The organism is Hungatella sp. (assembly GCF_046966825.1).
In genome coordinates, this window is sequence record NZ_JBKVCZ010000086.1 from 1 (window position 1) to 16,722 (window position 16,722).

At 51.2% G+C, this 16,722-nt stretch carries 18 protein-coding genes; 1 reads left to right on the plus strand and 17 read right to left on the minus strand.

Going from position 1 to position 16,722, the window contains the following annotated elements; translation table 11 throughout:
• The 5 genes from ACLTD4_RS22185 to ACLTD4_RS22205 all read right to left on the minus strand — a co-directional run.
• A partial coding sequence (locus ACLTD4_RS22185) for a YgiQ family radical SAM protein (RefSeq protein WP_412331571.1) occupies nt 1–1,587 on the minus strand: 1,587 nt, incomplete at its 3' end.
• Nucleotides 1,584–2,252, minus strand: a complete 669-nt coding sequence (locus tag ACLTD4_RS22190) for an HAD family hydrolase (protein WP_002604145.1) — start codon at nt 2,250–2,252, stop codon at nt 1,584–1,586. The genes ACLTD4_RS22190 and ACLTD4_RS22185, both read right to left, overlap by 4 nt.
• Nucleotides 2,253–2,254: 2 nt before the next feature.
• Nucleotides 2,255–2,992, minus strand: coding sequence for a pseudouridine synthase (locus tag ACLTD4_RS22195; protein WP_117620740.1), 738 nt, complete (start codon nt 2,990–2,992; stop codon nt 2,255–2,257).
• A complete protein-coding gene (locus ACLTD4_RS22200; RefSeq protein ID WP_117620741.1) occupies nt 2,992–4,377 on the minus strand; it encodes an RsmF rRNA methyltransferase first C-terminal domain-containing protein in 1,386 nt (461 codons plus the stop codon). Before ACLTD4_RS22200 ends, ACLTD4_RS22195 begins: the two co-directional genes overlap by 1 nt.
• 40 nt (nt 4,378–4,417) lie before the next feature.
• Nucleotides 4,418–5,227, minus strand: a complete 810-nt coding sequence (locus tag ACLTD4_RS22205; RefSeq protein ID WP_117620742.1) for a M23 family metallopeptidase — start codon at nt 5,225–5,227, stop codon at nt 4,418–4,420.
• Nucleotides 5,228–5,278: 51 nt separating this feature from the next.
• On the opposite strand from ACLTD4_RS22205, the gene ACLTD4_RS22210 reads away from it, so the two are divergent.
• The gene (locus ACLTD4_RS22210; protein ID WP_117620743.1) at nt 5,279–6,205 is read left to right on the plus strand and encodes a nucleoside recognition protein; all 927 of its coding nucleotides are present in this window, start codon (nt 5,279–5,281) and stop codon (nt 6,203–6,205) included.
• On the opposite strand, the gene ACLTD4_RS22215 is transcribed toward ACLTD4_RS22210, so the two are convergent.
• From ACLTD4_RS22215 to recG, 12 genes are all read right to left on the minus strand, one after another.
• Nucleotides 6,162–6,743, minus strand: a complete 582-nt coding sequence (locus ACLTD4_RS22215; RefSeq protein WP_002604150.1) for a hypothetical protein — start codon at nt 6,741–6,743, stop codon at nt 6,162–6,164. The genes ACLTD4_RS22210 and ACLTD4_RS22215 overlap by 44 nt on opposite strands.
• A gap of 31 nt (nt 6,744–6,774) precedes the next feature.
• A complete protein-coding gene (gene coaD, locus ACLTD4_RS22220) occupies nt 6,775–7,260 on the minus strand; it encodes a pantetheine-phosphate adenylyltransferase (protein WP_002604151.1) in 486 nt (161 codons plus the stop codon).
• On the minus strand, nt 7,257–7,820 hold the full coding sequence (rsmD, locus tag ACLTD4_RS22225; protein ID WP_117620744.1) for a 16S rRNA (guanine(966)-N(2))-methyltransferase RsmD: 564 nt from the start codon (nt 7,818–7,820) through the stop codon (nt 7,257–7,259). Before rsmD ends, coaD begins: the two co-directional genes overlap by 4 nt.
• Before the next feature lie 129 nt (nt 7,821–7,949).
• The gene (locus ACLTD4_RS22230) at nt 7,950–8,156 is read right to left on the minus strand and encodes an alpha/beta-type small acid-soluble spore protein (protein WP_002604153.1); all 207 of its coding nucleotides are present in this window, start codon (nt 8,154–8,156) and stop codon (nt 7,950–7,952) included.
• A gap of 129 nt (nt 8,157–8,285) precedes the next feature.
• Complete coding sequence (locus tag ACLTD4_RS22235; RefSeq protein WP_117620745.1) at nt 8,286–9,671, minus strand: MerR family transcriptional regulator; 1,386 nt, start codon at nt 9,669–9,671, stop codon at nt 8,286–8,288.
• Between the two features lie 93 nt (nt 9,672–9,764).
• Nucleotides 9,765–10,025: a hypothetical protein gene (locus ACLTD4_RS22240; protein ID WP_025530409.1), complete on the minus strand. Its 261-nt coding sequence runs from the start codon at nt 10,023–10,025 to the stop codon at nt 9,765–9,767.
• A gap of 13 nt (nt 10,026–10,038) precedes the next feature.
• Nucleotides 10,039–10,662, minus strand: a complete 624-nt coding sequence (udk, locus tag ACLTD4_RS22245) for a uridine kinase (RefSeq protein WP_117620746.1) — start codon at nt 10,660–10,662, stop codon at nt 10,039–10,041.
• 4 nt (nt 10,663–10,666) lie between these two features.
• Nucleotides 10,667–11,641, minus strand: a complete 975-nt coding sequence (locus tag ACLTD4_RS22250) for a sodium:solute symporter (protein WP_117620747.1) — start codon at nt 11,639–11,641, stop codon at nt 10,667–10,669.
• Nucleotides 11,628–12,761: a DUF58 domain-containing protein gene (locus ACLTD4_RS22255; protein ID WP_117620748.1), complete on the minus strand. Its 1,134-nt coding sequence runs from the start codon at nt 12,759–12,761 to the stop codon at nt 11,628–11,630. The genes ACLTD4_RS22250 and ACLTD4_RS22255 overlap by 14 nt, the downstream gene beginning before the upstream one ends.
• Nucleotides 12,762–13,700: an AAA family ATPase gene (locus tag ACLTD4_RS22260; protein ID WP_117620749.1), complete on the minus strand. Its 939-nt coding sequence runs from the start codon at nt 13,698–13,700 to the stop codon at nt 12,762–12,764. It abuts the gene before it with no gap.
• A gap of 127 nt (nt 13,701–13,827) precedes the next feature.
• The gene (locus ACLTD4_RS22265; RefSeq protein WP_117620750.1) at nt 13,828–14,520 is read right to left on the minus strand and encodes a DUF975 family protein; all 693 of its coding nucleotides are present in this window, start codon (nt 14,518–14,520) and stop codon (nt 13,828–13,830) included.
• Nucleotides 14,521–14,636: 116 nt separating this feature from the next.
• Nucleotides 14,637–16,688, minus strand: a complete 2,052-nt coding sequence (gene recG / locus ACLTD4_RS22270; RefSeq protein WP_117620751.1) for an ATP-dependent DNA helicase RecG — start codon at nt 16,686–16,688, stop codon at nt 14,637–14,639.
• Nucleotides 16,689–16,722 lie beyond the last annotated feature (34 nt).

The window sequence follows — 16,722 nt, forward strand, 5'->3', positions numbered from 1 at the left end:
GGTGGACGGCGTCGGATAGAAATCCTGCACCTGTTCCGGCATGTATCCCAGGTCCCGCAAGTACTCGGCCAGTTCGATGGCCTCGGGCAGGCCGGAGCCCGGATGGGAGGACATCAGATACGGGACGAGATACTGCTTCATGCCAAGCTGTGCGTTCATATCCTTATATTCTTTGACAAACTGTCGGTACACCTTATTCTGCGGCTTGCCCATGCGGCTTAGCACCTTGTCCGCCACGTGCTCCGGTGCTACCTTTAACTGGCCGCTGACATGGTACTGGCACAGTTCCTTTAAAAACTTCCGGCTGGGGTCTGCCAGCACGTAGTCAAACCGGATTCCGGAACGGATGAAGACCTTTTTCACCTTTGGCAGAGAGCGGAGCTTCCGGAGCAGTTCAATATAATCCGAGTGATCTGCCTTTAAATTCCTGCACGGTTCCGGGAACAGGCACTGGCGGTTCGGACATGCGCCTTTGGTCAGCTGTTTCTCACAGGCAGGCGAGCGGAAATCAGCGGTGGGGCCGCCCACATCGTGGATATAGCCCTTAAAGTCCGGTTCTTCCGTCAGAAGCTTTGCCTCAGCCACCAGCGAATCATGGCTTCTCACCTGAATGATCCGTCCCTGATGGAAGGTCAGTGCGCAGAAGCTGCATGCGCCGAAACAGCCGCGGTTGCTGATGAGGCTGAATTTGATCTCCCGAATGGCCGGAACACCGCCCTCCTCTTCGTAGGACGGGTGATAGTTCCTCATATACGGAAGGTCGTAAACCTCATCCATCTCCTCGGTGGTTAATGGCCTGGAAGGCGGATTCTGAACGACGTAGCAATTGTCCTGGTACGGTTCCACCAGACGTTTCCCTGTAAATGGATCCGTGTTGCTGTACTGGATATAATAGCTCCTGGCGTATTCCAGCTTATCTTCTTTCATGGCGCCGTAGGATGGCAGGGTCAGCGCGTCGTAGACGCTGTCCAGGCTGCTGGTCTTGTATACCGTTCCGTCTATGAAGGTAATGTCTTTGATATCAATTCCGCTGTTTAATGCGTCTGCAATCTCGACGACGGACCGCTCTCCCATTCCGTAGGAGATTAAATCAGCCTGGGAGTCGATCAGGATCGAATGCTTTAACCGGTCAGACCAGTAATCGTAATGGGCCAGCCGCCTTAAGCTGGCTTCGATGCCGCCGATGATGATCGGAATCCGTTTGTAGACGCTGCGGATCAGGTTGCAGTAGACGACCGTCGCGTAATCGGGCCGCTTTCCCATAACGCCGCCCGGAGTGTAGGAATCCTGCTGTCTCCGCTTTTTGGAAACGGAATAGTGGTTTACCATGGAGTCCATATTTCCGCCGGATACGAAGAAGCCCAACCGGGGCTCTCCCAGCACCCGGAGGCTCTCCGGATCTTTCCAATCCGGCTGGGCGATGATCCCCACCTTGTAGCCGTGCGCCTCCAGAAGCCGGGTTATGATGGCGTGTCCGAAGGAGGGGTGGTCCACATAGGCGTCACCGCTCACATAGACAAAGTCACATTGGTTCCAGCCGCGGATATTCATATCGGCGCGGTTCATTGGCAGGTAATCGTGTATCATATTGCAGCTCCATTTCTGTTTATAATATCGTAATAATCGCGGATAAAGTAGTCGGCCAGACTCTTCTTCTCCGCTTCCATATGCCTGGAAAATTCGTCATCCACAGCACAGACCGTCATGCCGGCCCGTTTCCCAGCCAGTATTCCGGCGGGTACGTCTTCGAAGACAAGGCATTTACCAGGGGCTACGCCCAGACGGCCAGCTACATTCAGATAGATGTCGGGCGCCGGTTTTCCGGCTGCCACCTCGCAGGCGGTGGCGATAACTTGAAAATAGTCTCCGATCTTCAAAGTATCGATGACTGCGTCTACCATCTCTCTTCCGTTGCTGGTGGCAATGCCGGCCGCGATGCCGCGGGACTTCAAATGGCTGAGAAATTCACGGGCACCGGCCTTTAACGGCACCTGATGGCGGTATTTCTCGATGGACATCTCCCGCCAGATGGCTTTGATGTCTTCGATGGATTCCCTCAGTCCGAACCGGTCCTTAAAATAGACGGCGGTCTCGGAAAAACTCATTCCCTCGATCTCCTTCTGCAGCTCCGGAGGACAGTCGTGTCCATAGTTTTTAAGGAACTCAATGTCAATATCCTTCCACATCCACATGGAGTCCACAAGCGTTCCATCCAGGTCGAATATGACCGCTTTTGTCTCTTCTATCATCATCATTACTCCTGATTTGTCTTTTTTAGCAGTTCCAGTTCCTCATGGGTCAGCGGCCGGTACTCTCCCGGCTTCAGTGCCTCATCGAGCACGAGCGTCCCCATGGATAACCTCTTTAAGTATACCACATGACACCCCAGTGTTTCAAACATCCGTTTCACCTGATGGAATTTTCCTTCATGAATCGTAAGGAGGATCTCAGACAGCTCACCGGAGTCCCCACGATGAACGACTTCCAAATCAGCAGGAAGCGTTTCCGTTCCGTCTGAGAGAACCAGTCCCTCCGCCATACGGTCTTTCGCGTCTTCTGGAAGCATTCCCTCTATTTTGGCGTAGTAGACCTTGTCCACGTGCTTTTTCGGCGAGAGCAGGCGGTGGGTTAAATCTCCGTCATTGGTTAAGAGGAGCAGCCCCTCTGTGTCGATATCGAGGCGGCCCACAGGAAATAAATCATCCCGTTTCCTGTCGGTGATCAGCTCCACCACCGTCTCATGCAGCCTGTCTTCCGTCGCAGAGACGACGCCCTGCGGTTTATGGAGCATATAGTATTCATATTCCACATAGGACACGTTCCGTCCATCTACGGCAACCGTGTCGGAGGAGGGAGAAATCTTCCGCTCACTCTTCTTCTCCGTCACACCGTTTACAGATATGCGACCCTTTCGGGCCATCTCTTTGATCTGGCTTCTCGTTCCCTCGCCCATCTCCGTTAAATATTTGTCCAGCCTAATGGTATCCTTCATCACTGCCACCGCCATCCCGGATAGTATTTGTTCTTGAGCGCCATGCCCGTTCCCTTGGCAAACCCCAGGGGATAGCCGTCCACGCAGACGAGGCACCAGCCCTTGACCGGCCCTTCCTCCGGCGTCAGGGAGATCGTTTCTCCCTTTAAATACCGGATGACGCGGTCATCCTCCTTTTTCCAGGAGATAGTCTGCCTAAAGTCTTCTGCATGAAGGGTCATGGCAAGAGCCTGTCCAGGCTCAAAGCGTTTGTTCTTCAGTTCGCCCAGGAGAAGCCCCGTTCTCAGATAACGGAGTTCCTTTGCCGGAACAAAGTTTTCCGGCAGATAGTAGACAGAATCATTTTTAATCATGATTCTGGAACCATCGAATTCCCGGTTCATGAGGGCGAAAAAATCCGTAAGCTCCGTTGGAAGGGCTGGGGCCTTTTTCCCCTGCGGCTCCGTCCTGGAACGTTCCCGGCTGCCAGCAGCCGTCCTCTCCGCTCCACCGCCATTTTTCCGCAGCAGGGATATAAAATGCCCCTCGCCCTTTATCTTATGAGGAAACAGACGGATACAGCCGTCGAGGCCGATTCCCCCCGATGCGCCTTCAAACAGAGGGAGCCTGATCAGTTCCATCTCCTGGTGGTTCTCCAGAATATGGCAGATAATCTCCTCATCCTCGCAGCGTGAAAAGGTGCAGGTAGAGTAAAGCAGCAGACCGCCTGGAGCCAGCATGCGGACCGCCTGGTCCGTGATCTCCTTCTGGATTTCACTGTAGTACTCCGGTCCGCGCTCCTCATAGCTTTTCACCATATCATCGTCCTTGCGGAACATCCCTTCCCCGGAGCACGGCGCGTCGATCAGAATCTTATCGAACCACGGGCCGAATACATCGGCCAGCTTATCGGGAGTCTCGCTGGTGACACAGATGTTGGAAATCCCCCAGAGCTCCAGGTTTTTAAGCAATGCTTTCGCCCTCGAATTGCTGATGTCGTTGGAGATAAGGACGCCCTTTCCAGCCAGCCTGACACCCAGCTCCGTGCTCTTCCCTCCGGGCGCCCCGCACAAATCCAGAACCCGGTCTCCCGGCTCCACCGGAAGAAGCATGGCCGGAGTCATGGCGCTGGGCTCCTGCAGGTAATAGAGTCCGGCGTAATAATAGGGATCCTTGGCCGGACGTTCCGTTCCCTCGTAATAAAATCCGTTTGGAATCCAGGGTACCGGTTTTAAATCCCAGGAAACCAGCTCCGGAAATGCTTCCGGCGTAACCTTTGCCGTATTGACCCGCAGTCCATACAGCCGTTCCTCGTCGAAGCTTTTTAAATAGGCGGAAAATTCCTCTTCGCCCAGTAAGTCTCTCATTCTGTTTAAATACTCTTCGGAAAGTTTCAATTCGCTCACGTGTGTAACTCCTGCCTTTCTCTATGGCAATCTTAATATACTAATAGGAATATTTCAACCGGTATTTCTGCAGATATTTTAATACCCAGTAGGGATTTAAGCTCATTTCATCTTCATGGTCCGTCTTCATATAGATCCCGACATGAAGATGAACTTCAAAATTACCGGTGGTCCCTTCCACCGTGCTGTACCCGGTGTCACCCATGAAGCCCAGCAGCTCTCCGGCCTTTACGGCATCGCCCTCCTGCCACTGCCGGCTGTAGCCGTACAAATGGGCGTAATAGAGATAAGCGCCGCCGGGAGCGCGGATTCCGATCCGCCATCCGCCTTTCTCCAGCCACCCCACCTTTTCCACAACCCCATCCGACATGGAGACAACGGGATAATATCCCCGGGGCCGCTCTGTCCCCATGATGTCACAGCCCTCGTGGCCACGCTCTCCGCCGTACGTGCGCTTATCCATCCAGCCGTTTTCAAAGGTGACGGGGGGAGACGCGGCGTTCGTATTTTCCGGGATAGGAAAGAATTTTAAATCGCCGAGGACGGTCTCATACGCCTGCTTCAGCTTCCGGTATTCCGCCGGTTTCACGGCCAGCAGACGGTCTGTATGGCAGGCGGTATCCCTGACATCGGTCAGATCGTAATTGTGCTCGATCATCAGGGAAGTGAGCAGATCGTAATCGAGGGGACCGGATTCTGCGATCAGGTTACCCAGCCTCATACTGCGGAAATCATCGCTCTCACAGGTATAGGCGTCCAGCTGGTAATAGGTAGGATTGTTGTAAAGGTAATCGATCATGGTCACATGAAAGAAGGAAAGAAGCAGGATTAAAAGAAGAATCATCATCATATCGATACGGCCTCATCATATATTTGTATAAAACAATCTATTCAGGTGCTCATGAAAAAATCCTTCTTCCGCTTCTGTTCCGTTGCGGTGCTCTGCGTTCTTCTGTTAAGTCCGGCGGCCGCGACTCAGGGGGCAAAAAACGGACTGGTTCTGTGGGCCACGGTAGTTCTCCCCACACTCCTGCCGTTCATGATCTGTTCCAACGTCATCGTCGCACTGGACGCGATCCATATTCTTACATTTCCCTTCCGCGGGTTCCTTCGTAATTTTTTTAAGCTTTCGGACGCAGGAAGCTACATTCTCGTCTCCGGCCTCCTCTGCGGCTATCCCATGGGAGCCAGAAACTGCAGCGATTTTCTCGATGGGGAACGGATCACGAAGGCGGAAGCCAGATACTTATTAAGCATCTGCAACCATCCCAGTCCCATGTTTCTGCTGGGCTACGCGGCTTCAGAGCTGCCGGGTGCCGTACCGGTGTGGATGCTTATGGCCGCTGTTTATTTACCGGTGGTCCTGATCGCCTGGCTGTCCCGGAAGCTCTATGGAATCCAGACGGTCTCTCCGTCGCTTCCATATTCCAGGGAAGCACAGCTGACCTTCGATGAAAGTCTGATGGATTCCTGCGAGGTCATGGTGAAAATCGGCGGCTATATCATGCTGTTTTCGATTCTCGTCTTTTATATTACGGAACTCCCGTTACATAATCCGGCCGGAAAAGCGGCACTGCTTGGTTTTGTGGAGATCACAACGGGAATCCGCGCCATCTCCAGTTCGATTCCGTCCATGGCGGGGGGCATGTGGATCGCCGCCGCTACCGCCTTCGGCGGGCTGTCCGGAATCTTTCAGACAAAGAGTGTCATAAAAAATGCCGGATTATCCATCCGGCACTATGTAGCATGGAAAGCGGTTCACAGTCTGCTTTCTGCGGCAATCTTTATTCTATTGGCATGCTGCCGTCAGCTTCCGTGGGCGGCATAACCGCGCCGGTCAGCTCCTGACGGTTGGAGGAGACAATATCATAGCTGGACTGCATGGAAGTCATAAAGGCATCAAATCTGCCCTGTGCTCCTTCCATGGAGTGGCTGATGATGGTCTGAAGGCTCTTTAACATATCGTCCGTGTACTGGACGGCGCTCTGGCGGATATCGTTGGCGTCGGAAACGGCCTTCTCGACGATGTCCTGAGCCTGTAAATTCGCCTGATTGATGATCTCATTGGCCTGGGCGTATGCCTTCTGCATGATCTCATGCTCGTTAACCAGTTCATCCGTATGGGCGGATGCCTGGGCGAGTATGGAATCTGCCTGCTGATGAGCCTCGTTTAAGATCACGTCGCGGTTGCTGATGATCTTCTGATACTGTTTGATCTCATCCGGAATCCGAAGGCGCAGCTCCACAAGAAGCTCTTCCAGTTCGTCACGGTTTACGACGATCTTACTGTTGGAAAGCGGCTGGTACTTACAACCATCGATATATTCTTCAATTTCACCAATTAACTGTTCAATTCTACTCATCATAATGCGTCTCTCTCCTTACCCGTTTTTCTATCTATTTTCTATCTGCCATCTTCCTCCTGATGCATTCTGCCACACTGGCAGGAACGAATGCACTGATATCCCCGTCATAGAACGCGATTTCCTTGACGATACTGGAGCTCAAATAGGAGTATTTTAAATTCGTTGTCAAAAATATGGTATCCACCTCCGGCGCGATAACCCGGTTGGTCTGTGCCAGCTGAAGCTCGTACTCAAAATCAGTGACGGCACGGAGTCCGCGGACTACGACATCAGCCTGATTTGCACGCACAAAATCAATTAAAAGCCCTGCAAAAGCTTTCACTTCCACATTGCCTAAATCTTTCGTTATTTCCTTTAACATATTAACACGTTCTTGGACAGAAAACAACGGAGTTTTTGAATTATTATTCAAAACTCCGATAATTAACTGATCGGACATCCGGGCCGAACGCTCGATGATATCGAGATGGCCCAGCGTCACCGGATCGAAGCTTCCCGGATATACGGCCGTTTTCATAAAACCACTCCTTTTGCTATAAAAACATGTTTATTCGTCTTATAGATTTTTTCTCTGCGGCATTCGTACCCCATGGATTCCAGATATTCGAAGCCGGTGTTTAAATCCGCTTCCACAATTAGGAGCGTGTCCTCTGAAATAAGCGGGGAAGATGACAGATACTCTAGAACCTGACGCTCTAATTCCTTCCCGTAGGGAGGGTCCATGAAGACGAAATCAAAGACGTAATCCTTACCCTCCAGGCGGCGCAGGCCGGTGAGAACGTCACAGTTCATGACAACGGACTCTTCCTCCAGCTTCGTGGTCTGTAAGTTCTCCCTGATGCATTCCGCGGCCTTTGGGTTCATCTCGATAAAAACTGCCCTGTCAGCTCCGCGGCTCAAGGCCTCGATGCCGATGCCGCCGCTTCCGGAAAAGAGATCGAGAAAGGTGGTGCCCGGCAGATCCGGATTTAAAATGTTGAATAAAGTCTCCTTGATGCGGTCTGTGGTGGGTCTCGTATCCTGACCCTCTATGGTTTTTAAAAGAAGCCTTCTGGCTTTTCCTGCTATTACTCTCATGAAATGGTGTCCCTCATTCTTCTGGTGTTATGTACCATTATAGTATGAAAACGGAAGATATACAACCCAATTACAGTAAAAAAGAACCTTCAGTTTTAAACTGAAGGCTCTTCCTTATTGTTTCTTGGCTTATTTACCAGCCATCTGTCTTTCCTGAGCTTCGATCATTTTCTTAACCATATAGCCACCAACAGAACCGTTCTGTGCAGAGGTTAAGTTTCCGTTGTAACCGTTAGTTAACGGAACACCGATCTCGTTTGCAACTTCCATTTTGAATCTGTCCATTGCTTCTCTTGCTTCTGGTACGTTTGTTGTGTTAGAAGATTTTCCTGACATATTGATATGCCTCCTTTTCGTCTATCACCATGCTTTTGTTTTGTGTTTTTCATGGTGTGTTTTGTGCTACACTCCTATTATGGCTCTGAAGGAGAATAATACACTAGAAGGTTTTTCCAAAATTTTATGTCATAGAATACTTGTCATGTACCAGATGGAAAGGAGAACTGCTGCCGCCAAATATCCGTCCACGAGACGATAACTGCGTTTTCTTTCTTTTTCGATTTCATGAAAAGCCTTTTGATTCAGAATAGTAGCCCCTTCTGCGGGAGGTGCTGAAATGAACCATGCTTTATCCCATTCCTGGCTCCAGTCGACTTTTTTGCCGGATGCGCGGCTTACTGCGTAAAGAAGAATCAGAATTAAAAGTATGGCGAGAAGCAGCCATGGAAGCAGTTCCATAACAGGCAAATATGCTCTCGTCCCCAAAAATTCCGGCAGGACATTGGGAAAACGAAACTCCAGCATGGTCAGTATACCAGCGCTGACAGCTTCAAAAAACACCGGTACCATACAGACCGCCAGGGAATCTGTAAACTCATATAGAAGACCCAGGCAGATTCCAATCAACAGGTATCCGGGAGCTGTGTAAGGATTGAGACATGTCAGGGCATACAACAGAGCACTCAGAACCAGAGCGGAAACCACACTTTTCTGTTTAAAGGTATCGTAAAACAGGATACAGGCAATTATGCTGTAAAACAGATTCCTGAAAAGCAGAATCAGGAAATGCCAGATGTAACCCGCCCCAGTAACGGAGCGCGCCATGAGTGCAGGGTTAGGAAGGACAGCCATAGTGACTGCGATGCTGCCGTTTTCGATGATATAAAATAAGACGCCGATAACGGCTGAAGCCAGGTAAATGCCAGATGAAACATGCGTAAAGTGGATATGTTTCATCAAGATAGCCTTATTTTTTCTGCCCCAGTGAACCCACGCCGCAGTATATCCGATTACAGCGGCTGGAACCATTGTCATCCACTGTGGCTTCAGCAGAGAAAAGTAGAGCATATTACAGAAAATTACCGTCACAAAAGAAAAAAACAATGCCTTTATCATCTGCCTGTTTAGATTTCTTACTTCATGGACAACTTCCATACTCCAATAGTCTTTGGTAATATCGGTGAACTGATACCCTGATTTTTCATAAGCGTCGATTTGTTTTAATGCTTTTTCTATGTCCGGTGCTTTTCCCTCTGAATCCTGTTTCCTGAGTTCCTCACAAACCTCCTTTATTTTTGCCATTCTTACCATCTCCCTTTCTGTGTTGGAAATACATTGTTCCATGCAGCTTTCCAGGGACAGAGTACAGCCTTCCATACTCCTGATATCTTCGATGGATACATTCAGCTTCCGGTAAAGCCTGATCTGATGCAGCGTCTTCACGTCATCCGCAGAATATTCCCGGTACTGGTTCTCCGGATTCCGGCACGGCGCGATCAACCCCTCTCTTTCATAAAAACGGATATTCTGACGCGTAATGCCTGTCAGCTGTTCCACATCTTTGATCGTCATCCTGCTCCGCCTCCTTTCAGTCTCAGAGTAAGGGGTATACAGGGTATAATGTCAAGGCTTAAATGAGATTTTTTGAAAATTTACCGACCGCATTTACCGTTTCCCACCGGTCAATACGGTCTTCACGAGATATTCTGCCCTCTCATACTCTTTTTTTTCAACATAAAGGTAATACTGTCTTAAGACGGATTCATCCATAAAGGCAGTTCCCAGCGTCCGGCGGCCCCGTCTTCCGCAGTCAGGCACGGTTTTCCAGTCATACGGGATCTGATTCGCAGCCAGAATATCCTTTACACGGTTAAAATCGTTCAGTGAAAATGTAACCAGAACTTCTTTTTTCTGCCAGAAAAACATGGTTTGTGTCCTCCTATTGATCCGATGGTTCTCCCAGTATTTTTTCGATCGAGGTCTTTACCAGCTGGAAGGCCACTTCGTTCATTCCGCTGTTGATGATGATGTCCGCCAGCGGTTTGGTAGGTTCTACATATAAGTAATGCATGGGCTTGACGGTCGTCAGATACTGTTCCACCACGCCCTCGATATCCCGTCCGCGCTCCTTGACATCCCGGATCACCCGCCGCAGAATCCGTTCATCCGCGTCCGCCTCCACAAATATCTTGATGTCAAACATATCGCGGAGCCGCTGGTCGGCAAATACCAGAATTCCCTCCACCAGAATTACCCTTTTTGGAAGGACTGTGAGAAACTGATCCGACCGGTTGTGCTGGGAATAATCGTATACGGGACATTGGGCGGACTCGCCGCGCTGCAGTCTGGACAGCTGATCCAGGAGAAGCTCCGTCTCAAACGCCTCCGGATGATCGTAATTCATTTTTTTCCGCTCCTCAAAGGGAATGCCATCCTGCTTTTTATAGTAATTATCGTGATAAAGGACGGCGATATCATCGTGAAACGCATCCTTTAACCGGTTGGTAAATGTGGATTTCCCTGATCCGGTTCCCCCTGCGATTCCAATTAATATGCTCTTCATAGATTTATTCCTCCCGCGTTTTTTTGTATTTACTCTCTGTATTCTTTTGATTCGATCTGCGAATCTCATTCAAACGCTCCAAATCCTCTTTGGTGCATCCATTTCCGTAACGCGCCTTCTCGTATACCTGATGGTAGATCCCGCAGAGGGAAGGCTCCTCCGGAAATCCGCTTTTATGTTCCAGCTCCTCCGGCGTTTCCGTCCGGGAAATCCGGCCTCTGCCGTCAAGCCGTCTCAAAATTTCTCTTTTATACGCCCTGCGGATTCTTCCCTCAATGGTAAAATCTCTCCACAGAGGCGTTCCCTTCGCCTGTCCGGTATGGATCCTGCTGAAAAAAACGGCCGGTTTCATGAATTCCTTTTCATCGCCGTCTTCTCTCGGCTTTAACAGACGGATTAGCAGGAAGAAAAGCTGTCTGAGCAAATATACAGCGAGAAGTACTATGAAAACGACGGCAACGGCTGTGAGAGCCGCATCCAGGATTTTTGCGATGAGCGAAGGCGGCGCCGCCTCTTCTCCCAGCTCCGGAGGGATAAAGCTCCCGGAAGGCATGGATTCCAACGGCTCATTTACGCCTTCCGGAAGAAAACGGGCCAGAAAGCGGAGAATGGCGGTCAGGACAGACTTTAACCCGTTCACCAGCCAGTCCAGGTGAAGAAGGGAAAACACGGCCATGAAAGCTCCCGTCACAGCCAGAAACACGGCCATGTACACTCCATTTACCAGCTTCATCTGCGATTTCGGAATCTGATCCGTCGCCGGATGCATGCTCAGAAAACTGTCGCAGGAATGGAGCTGCAGATGAAGCAGATAGAAAAGGATTACCAGAAATAATCCCGCATACCCTGCTGTCATGAGCCGTGAACTGGGAATGAAGTATCCGGCAATGTAGAGGAAAACAGACACGCCGGCCAATATTATATGGATTCCGCTTAAATCGGCGGTAATCCAGCGGTTGAGCCATTTAAATCTTGTCATAAGGCACCTCCCACTTCATCGTCTGAGCAGCCGGACAGAGGGAAAACACTGCCTCGTCTTCCGGCCGCAGTGGTGCGATCCATAAGGATCCCGGACTATAGCGGCAGAATTCCTGGTATGCCGTCTGAAGCTCCGGCCGTTTGCAGGATGAGATCATGATGTATAGACAGTCTTCCGCCTTCTTTTCCAGACTTCCTTCCCTCATCAGTGTCTCGAAGGGAGTCAGGGAAATGTCGTAGCGGAGACGGCTGAGCGCCTCCATGCACCGGGTGACGTGGCTCGCTCCCGCCCCGGCGGGGACAAAGGAGGGCTCTTCGGCCGCCGCATCGATGCCGTTGCTGAAAAATCCGGTTGGAATTCCCGCGGAGACAAAGGCGTCGATGAAGGAACCGCAGATCGAGATGGCCTCCTCCCGGAGCGCCTCCGACGCCCATGGATAGTCCGAATCCATATTCAGAAAGAGGAAGATATTCTGGGAGGCCGTGGACTCATGGACATTGACCTTTAAAGCGCCGGTTCGGGCCGTGGCCTTCCAGTTGACACTGCGCATGGAGTCGTAGGTCTGATACTCCCGGATTCCCTTCAGTTCAAAGGGATCGGTAACCAGTCTGCTTCTCGACAGGCAGGTGCCCATCATCTTCTGAAATGGAACATTCAGACGGCCGCAGTCCGCAGCTGCCGGATAGACGTATAAATGAGAATCCAGGGACAGAGTTTCGATGAAATGGCCGGAAAAGAACAGATCATGGCTGACCAGATCCAGACTCTTTATTTCGTAATATCCGCGTTTGCGGCAGTAGAACCGCAGCTTTCTCGTGATCTTCTGATAAGGAAAGACGGAGAAGACGTCGTTGCGGTACGTATAGTCGGAGACAGCGGAGTTCTCCCCCGTGACGAATTCCAGTTCTCTGCCGATGCGGAATTTGACCCGCAGAATCGAGAGCGGAAGAAACTTCGCATTGACAACGGTCTCCAGGAGATGAGCCTCTCCGCCGCAGACCGCGGGATTTCCCTGAAACGCTGCGTCCGCAGTCAGTCCCTTTTTCCAGAACCGCTCGTATAAGACGCGCTGAAGGACATAGAGAAAGCAGGCCCCAAGGGCCATCAGGATCAGTTCCATTTATGTATTCCACTCCTCTGTAGGCACAAAGACGGTATTTAAGAGCTGTTCGATAATCTGGCGGCCCGTACTTCTTCCAGTCAGTGTTCTGGCGAGAACCAGCCTGTGAGCCAGGACGGGAACGGCCAGCGCCTTGATATCCTCGGGAACCACGTAGTCCCGCCCCTTCACCAGGGCATAGGCCCGGGCTGCCCGGTAAAAGGCCAGGCTGCCGCGGGGACTGACGCCCCCTTCCACTTCGCTGTGCTTCCTGGTGGCGAGAACCAGTTCGACGAGATAATCCATCAGATGGGGATGGACGTATACCGCCTCCGCCTCCTTCATCAGGTTTAAAAGCGCCTCCCGGCCACATACGGCGGTCAGGCTGTCATAGGGATTCTCTTTGCCGAAGCGTTCAAGGATCTGCCGCTCCTCCCCCGCGTCCGGAAGTCCCATGGGGATCTGCATCAGAAAACGGTCCAGCTGGGCCTCGGGGAGCGGATACGTCCCCGCCGTCTCGATAGGATTCTGAGTCGCAATAACGAAAAACGGTTCTTCCAGCTTCTTCGTCTCCCCATCGATGGTCACCTGGTGCTCTTCCATACACTCCAGCAGGCTGGACTGCGTCCTGGGCGTGGCCCGGTTGATCTCATCCGCCAGAAGCAGATTGGTAAACACCGGACCGCCGCGAAAGACGAACTCTCCGGCCTTCTGATTGTAATAGTTGAGACCGGTTATGTCAGACGGCAGCAGGTCCGGCGTGAACTGCACCCTCGAAAAAGACAGCTCCATGCTCTTTGCCAGTGACTTTGCCAGCATAGTCTTGCCGGTTCCGGGAACATCCTCCAAAAGTACGTGGCCTCCTGCCAGAATCGCAGAGAGAAGTAAGTCCGTCACCTCTTCTTTTCCCACCAGTACCCGTCCTATATTTGCCTTGATTGCTTCGATCACTTCTTTCATTCCAGTGCCTCCTGCCATAATATGGAAATTATAACCTTTCCTGCTATTTTATCAAATTAACCGCAGGCATACAAGAAGAACCGCCTCTTTCCGGATAAAGAGGCGGTCGTTTTTCCTGGTTATTCAGTTAATTTATGGTATCTGCATTCTCATAGACCACGGAAACCGGCTTCAGGCTGTTGTAGTAATTGGCAAATGTAACCGTCATATACGGATATACATAGATATACGCCAGACCGCAGGTAACGCCGCCGAGCAGCATCCAGAAGAAGAAAGAGAGCTCCAGGATAAAGTATTCCATCTTGTGGCCGGCCATCATCTCCTTGCTCTCGCGGATACACTGCATAATTCCCTTATTGGGATCCTCAACCATGATGAAGATGGCCTGGGAATAACGGTATGCCGCAATGATACCCGGTATTACAAGCAGTATACACCAAAGCAGGACAAAAACCGATATCATAAGCGTCAGTCCTATGGCTTTCAGCAGATAACGAACCGATGAAAACAAATCTCCATAAGACATGGACCCATCCCGGTTTGCCACTTTCAGGCAGTAGCTGCTGTATCCAAACTGTAAAATCGTGCTGATCACTAAGTAAATGACAAAAAATACGAGAGAAGATACGATATACGTGCCGGCTTCCCCTGTGTTTACGGAAGATCCCGTACCGATGATATTGCCCCAGAAATCGAGAATAAATTGAACACCCGACAGAACCATGAGGATCACTCCCAAGATGAGCGTAACCACATAGGGGTTTACAGCCGCCTCCCGCATCTTATTTTTTGCGTCAAATTTTAATTCCTGCCTGTTCATTCATGCCCTCCTTATATATCGTTGAACTGTTATATTTTTAACAGCATAAGTCTATCACGCCGACTTACTAATTTCAACCATTTTCTGAAAATGTACTTAATTTGAAAGTAATACGTTTACAGATTTAGCTTGTCATAACTTTTTTCCAAATACAGATTGAGTTTTTTACCAAGTTCGGCGTGCTCCTCTGAGCTGAGCTCCGGATCCTCATCCAACAGCCGGTTGACCTCCTCAGACACCGTCTTTAAGATATTGGCATCGGTAAAGATGTCGGCCAGTTTAAATTCCAGATCACCGCTCTGTCTGAGCCCGAAGATGTCTCCTGGGCCGCGCAGCTTTAAATCCTCGGAGGCAATGAAGAAGCCATCGTTGGATTTGCTCAGAATCGTCAGACGTTCCCTGGTTCCATCCTGGCCGGAGCCGTCCACCAGAATGCAGTAGGACTGGTGCTTTCCGCGGCCGACACGGCCCCGCAGCTGATGAAGCTGGGCCAGTCCGAAGCGCTCCGCATTTTCAATCATCATAACGGTGGCATTGGGAACGTTGACGCCTACTTCCACGACGGTGGTGGAGACGAGAATCTTGATCTCCCCGGCGGCAAACCGTTCCATGACCGCATTTTTCTCTTTCGCCTTCATCTTACCGTGGAGATATTCCACCGGAATCCCCGGCAGCGCGCTCTGGAGTTTCTTCGCATAATCCAGAACATTCTCCGCCTCGATCATCTCACTGGCCTCCACCATGGGGCAGATCACGTACGCCTGACGCCCGGCGGCCACCTCCCCTTTGATAAAGGAATACGCCGTGTTCCGGTAGCTGGTGTCCACGACACAGTTCTTGATGGGGAGCCGGTTGGCCGGCAGTTCATCAATGATGGAAATATCGAGGTCGCCGTAAATGATGATGGCCAGAGTTCTGGGGATCGGCGTCGCACTCATGACAAGAACGTGAGGCTCGTCCCCTTTTCCGCCCAGCATCTCGCGCTGGCTGACACCGAACCGGTGCTGCTCGTCGGTGATGACGAGGGCCAGCTTGTCGTAGACCACCTTCTCCTGTATGAGCGCATGGGTTCCGACAATGATATCGGCTTCGTGGGAGGCGATTTTCCCGTAGGCGGTCCGCTTCTCCTTTGCCGTCATGGAACCGGTTACCAGCACCACCTGTTTGTCAATGCCATTTTCCTCGAACAGGGAGAGCATGGACTCGTAGTGCTGTCTGGCAAGAACCTCTGTCGGCACCATGAGCGCGCCCTGATATCCGTTGTAAGCCGCCTCCAGCAGGGCGAGGACGGCGATAATGGTCTTTCCGGAGCCGACATCACCCTGAATTAACCGGTTCATCACCTTTCCGCCTGTCATATCGCGAAACACCTCCGTAAGCACCTTGTTCTGCGCGCCCGTCAGCGCGTAGGGAAGATTTTTCACGAGGCTGATCACTTCATCGGAGGGCGTCATCCGAAAGTGGCTTTCCCGGTCCACACGCCTGTCCTTTAGACGGCGAACAGCCATAAGAAACAGGAAGAATTCGTCAAAAACGAGCCGTTTCCTGGCGAAGAGCAGTTCCGTCCGGTCTGTGGGGAAATGAATATGTTCGATGGCAAAATTATATTCCGCCAGTTCATGGCGGATCCGCAGATCTAAGGGCATGTAATCGCGGACCATCTGTCTCACCGACAGGGCCTGCTTCACTGCCCGCACAATGGTCTTGTTGGGAAGCCCCTTTGTCTGTCCGTAGATGGGCTGCATGGAGTGGATAACCTCCCCGTAGGCATCGCCCAGAAAGATCTCCGGCTGTTCCATCGTAAGGCGTCCGTTTTTCTTAACCACCCGTCCGCGGAACACGGCGCGCATACCGGCCTTTAAAGTGGCGTGCAGATAAGGCATGTTGTACCAGGTAAGGGTCAGGGAACCCGTAATGTCCCTGATCATGGTGGTAATCACCTGAATATGGCTGTAACGCTTCACTTCCGCGCTTTTAAACAGCACTCCGGAGACTGCCATCACGGTATCCGGCTTCAGTTCTCCAACAGAGACCGGTTCCTCGTAGGCATCATAGGCCCGCGGATAGTATTCCAGCAGTTCATCCACGGTTCCGATACCCAGCTTCCCAAACAGTTTTCCGGTCTTCTCACCAATGCCTTTTAAGGTATCCAAAGGTTGTTGATTCATGTTTCTTTCACCTTTCCCAAAAAAGTTCCCGGGC